4 protein-coding genes are annotated in these 3,163 nt (G+C 65.1%); 3 read left to right on the forward strand and 1 reads right to left on the reverse strand.

What is annotated here, in order from left to right; all coding sequences use genetic code 11:
* Positions 1-162 precede the first annotated feature (162 nt).
* Both D451_RS26950 and D451_RS28030 read left to right on the forward strand, forming a co-directional pair.
* The gene (locus D451_RS26950) at positions 163-435 is read left to right on the forward strand and encodes a hypothetical protein (protein ID WP_234305765.1); all 273 of its coding nucleotides are present in this window, start codon (positions 163-165) and stop codon (positions 433-435) included.
* A 311-nt stretch (positions 436-746) separates the two neighbouring features.
* The gene (locus tag D451_RS28030) at positions 747-992 is read left to right on the forward strand and encodes a hypothetical protein (RefSeq protein WP_161628235.1); all 246 of its coding nucleotides are present in this window, start codon (positions 747-749) and stop codon (positions 990-992) included.
* Positions 993-1,042: 50 nt separating this feature from the next.
* On the opposite strand, the gene D451_RS0126000 is transcribed toward D451_RS28030, so the two are convergent.
* On the reverse strand, positions 1,043-1,828 hold the full coding sequence (locus D451_RS0126000; RefSeq protein WP_017536608.1) for a hypothetical protein: 786 nt from the start codon (positions 1,826-1,828) through the stop codon (positions 1,043-1,045).
* A gap of 206 nt (positions 1,829-2,034) precedes the next feature.
* Here D451_RS0126000 and D451_RS0126005 point away from each other — a divergent pair, with 206 nt between their 5' ends.
* A complete protein-coding gene (locus D451_RS0126005) occupies positions 2,035-2,493 on the forward strand; it encodes a helix-turn-helix domain-containing protein (RefSeq protein WP_020379980.1) in 459 nt (152 codons plus the stop codon).
* Positions 2,494-3,163: the final 670 nt, after the last annotated feature.

Below are 3,163 nucleotides of genomic sequence, written 5' to 3' on the forward strand. Positions count from 1 at the left end.
TCACGGTGGCGATCTATCCGACCGAGGGTGATGAGCCGACCCTGTTCTACACCTACAAGGGGCAGGTCCGTCCCGACGACGGAGAGGAAGAGGAAGAGGAGAACGGCCCCGGGGACCCCGGGGACGAGGACGGGGAGAACGGTCCCGGGGAGGAGGACGGGGGTGACGGTGAGTAGAAGGCCGGGCAGCCCCGAAGGGAGCGGTACGAACCCGTTCTCGGCGGTGGTGACCGCCCGTGACGTCTACGACGCCACGCGGGAGACCCAGGCCGACGTGCGTCACGCCCTCACCCGTCTCACGGTGTTGGAGCGTGAGCACGAGGAGTTCAGGTCTCGACTCGACGCCTTGGAGCGTTGGCGGTACGCGCTGCCGTTGACCGGATTCAGTGCCGCTCTCGCGGGACTCGGCGCGGTGCTCTCCGCGTTGCTCGGTTGAGGAACGCCGAAGAGGGTGCCCGGATCGGCCGTCAAGGCTGGTCCGGGCACCCTTTCGTGTGTCGGCGAATTATGTTCAAGAGATCACATCATGTCAAGTGTCAACATGGTTTGCACGAGATCGTGTCCGCATGTGGCCAGTAAAGTAAGAGGAGAATAAAATGGCAGGTCATTATGGCTGAATCGAACATGTCCACCCACGAATGTGTTGATTATGGGCCTGATTCTCATGTTCGGCTCTTGCGCGCGATCGGCGATCAGTGATCATCTTTGGACGGCTCGTTGACGGCATGGATCGGGGGACTCACACCAATGGCAGTGGGTAGTGGCGTGTTCGAAGAGACACGGGTGGTCTTTCGCGCCTGTACCTCTGCACAACTGCGCAGCTCTCTGGCCGCGGTGACCGGACCCGGAGGGACCATGGTGCTGGTCAGGCGCGACGTCCCCGACGCGGTGATCCTCGCGGACGCGGAGCTGCTCCTCGGGGAGAGGACCCTGACGCGTCTGCGCGTGTGGCTGGCGACGGAGCGAGGGGCCGTCACGCCGTTCCCCCGGTGACGGTCGAGTGGGGCCTCGGCGAGAAGGGGTGGTCTCTCGTGAGGTCTCCTTCAGGCGACGTTCTCCGAGTCGAGGCAGGCCTCCAGGACGTCCCCCAGGGTGTACAGGGGTCGGCCGGCGGATCCGGTCCCACCGGGGTGGAGTCGCCCGCGTCGGGCCAGGCCCCGGATCGCCGCCGCGGTGACCTCGTGTCCGAGGAGGCCGAGGGCGCGTGCGGCCTCGGCGGCGGTGAGCAGGTGCCCCTCCGCGGTGCGGAAGAGGCGCTCACGTCCCTCCCGCACGGACAGTTCGGTCTCGCAGGAGCCGCAGCGGGCCCGTGAGGCGTCGTGTCGGGCGTAGCAGGGAAGGCCGCATCCCGGGCACAGGCCGGCGAGGACGCGTTTCTCGGGCAGGTCGATCGCCCGCTCCGCCTGCTCGACGGCGGCGATGATCTCGTCGACGCATTCGGCGCCGAAGTCGGAGCGGCGGAGCCAATCGGTGAATCGGGACAGCCAGGCGGCCATGGCGCTCGGTGTGTCCTCGGGCAGGCGCCCGCCGATCTCCTCGTGGAGCAGGCGACACCAGGTCGTCAAGGTGTTGCGCAGTACGGCGAGGGCCTCGGCCGAACGCGCGTCATAGGGGAGGGGCGCCTCAGTGGATCTCCTCCCCATGTTCCCCGGTCCCGTTCGATGACGGCGTGAGAGCGACACCTCCAGGTCGGAGGCCAGGCCCGGCCCCTCGGGTCCGTCGTGGACCGAGCGCAGGGCCGAGGTCAGGCGGCTCGCGCATCCGGCGCAGACCTGGGCGTCGTCCACGATCGTGTTGACGCAGGTGGGTACGAGGCAGGGGATGTTCACGGTTCTCCGATCGGCTGGGGGCAAGCAAGAGCAACTTATGCAAACTTTGGCAAAGTTTCAAGGGGGGAAGTTGCTCGATCGGGATCGGAGAACGACCAGTATCCAAGGGTTGTGTGTGCTGAAGTCTGGATTTGCGGGTGTCCGCTAAGGGGCAAGTTTGGGCAGGTAAGCCTTAATTTGGCATGGTCTCGCTTATGGTTGTGAGCATGTCGAAGGAACTCTCGTCACCCTCTCTTCGTTATGACCTCCTCGATCGCGCCATGGACGAGCGGCGTCTGTCCCTGGGCATGCGATGGCGCGACGTGGCCGATCGCACGGGCCTCTCGGGTCAGGCCCTCCGGGACATCCGACGGGGGCGCAGTGTCCCTCGGGACCTCACCGCCCGGAACCTCGAGGAGGCCCTCGGCTGGGGCCATGGGTCCATCCAGAGCGTCCTTCGAGGGGAGGAGCCGGAGGAGGCGGAACGCGATTCGCGGGGTGGGAGTACCGACGAAGGTCTGACCTGGTGGATCGAGGGCGACGCGACCTGCTACGAGCTCACCCGCACCATCGGGGGGAACCCCTTCTCCGCCCGATTGGTGGTCAGGGACGGACGCTCCCGGGCCCAGGTGGAGAAGGAGCTCCACAAGGTCGTGGAGATGGCCCGCGTCCAACTCGAAGGATGAACATCGTCCCGATGAACCGTTCTGACCTGGGATGGAACAGGAAATCGATATTTTTTCCAGAGAGGGCTTGCGCGGAGCCCGGATCGCGTGGCACGATTTAGCGCAGCGACATACCCATGTCCGGACCCGGCCCGAGTGCCGGGTTTTCTGCTTTCCGGAACTCTTCGCGGCACGGCGCCCCCTATCGGGGTGATGAGGCCGAACCGCCGAACCTCTTCGGGGTTTCGTGAGAAATCCCTGAATTCCGAGCACGATCCCTTCGGGGGGTCGTGCTTCTCTCTTTTCCGATCGATCTCCCTACGAACGATCGAAACGACCTCTCGTCAAGGGGTGCGCCAAAAGCGGCGACCCCTGAAAGGTCATGCCCTCGAATCGAGGGGGCGACATCGGAATCACCGAGAGAGGGTGTTCGACGAACCCTCGCCTCCCCCCGCGGTATAGCGGGGAAGGGGTGTCCTTCCCTGCATCATCGCAGGTGAAGCCGGCCTATCCCGATGAGGCGGGGATCGAGAGCGCGTTCCGGAATCCATGGTCTGTCGCCGTCCCTCCCGGAGCACCCGTACTTCGGGTGCCGGGACTCCAAAAGGAAACCTGAGAAAGGTATTTTTCCATGGGTAATGCGAGTAATGCGAGTGTGTGGGCGTACGCGGATGTGTTCATCGCTCCTGTG

It is taken from the genome of Nocardiopsis alba DSM 43377, assembly GCF_000341225.1.
GTDB classification, from domain to species: domain Bacteria; phylum Actinomycetota; class Actinomycetes; order Streptosporangiales; family Streptosporangiaceae; genus Nocardiopsis; species Nocardiopsis alba.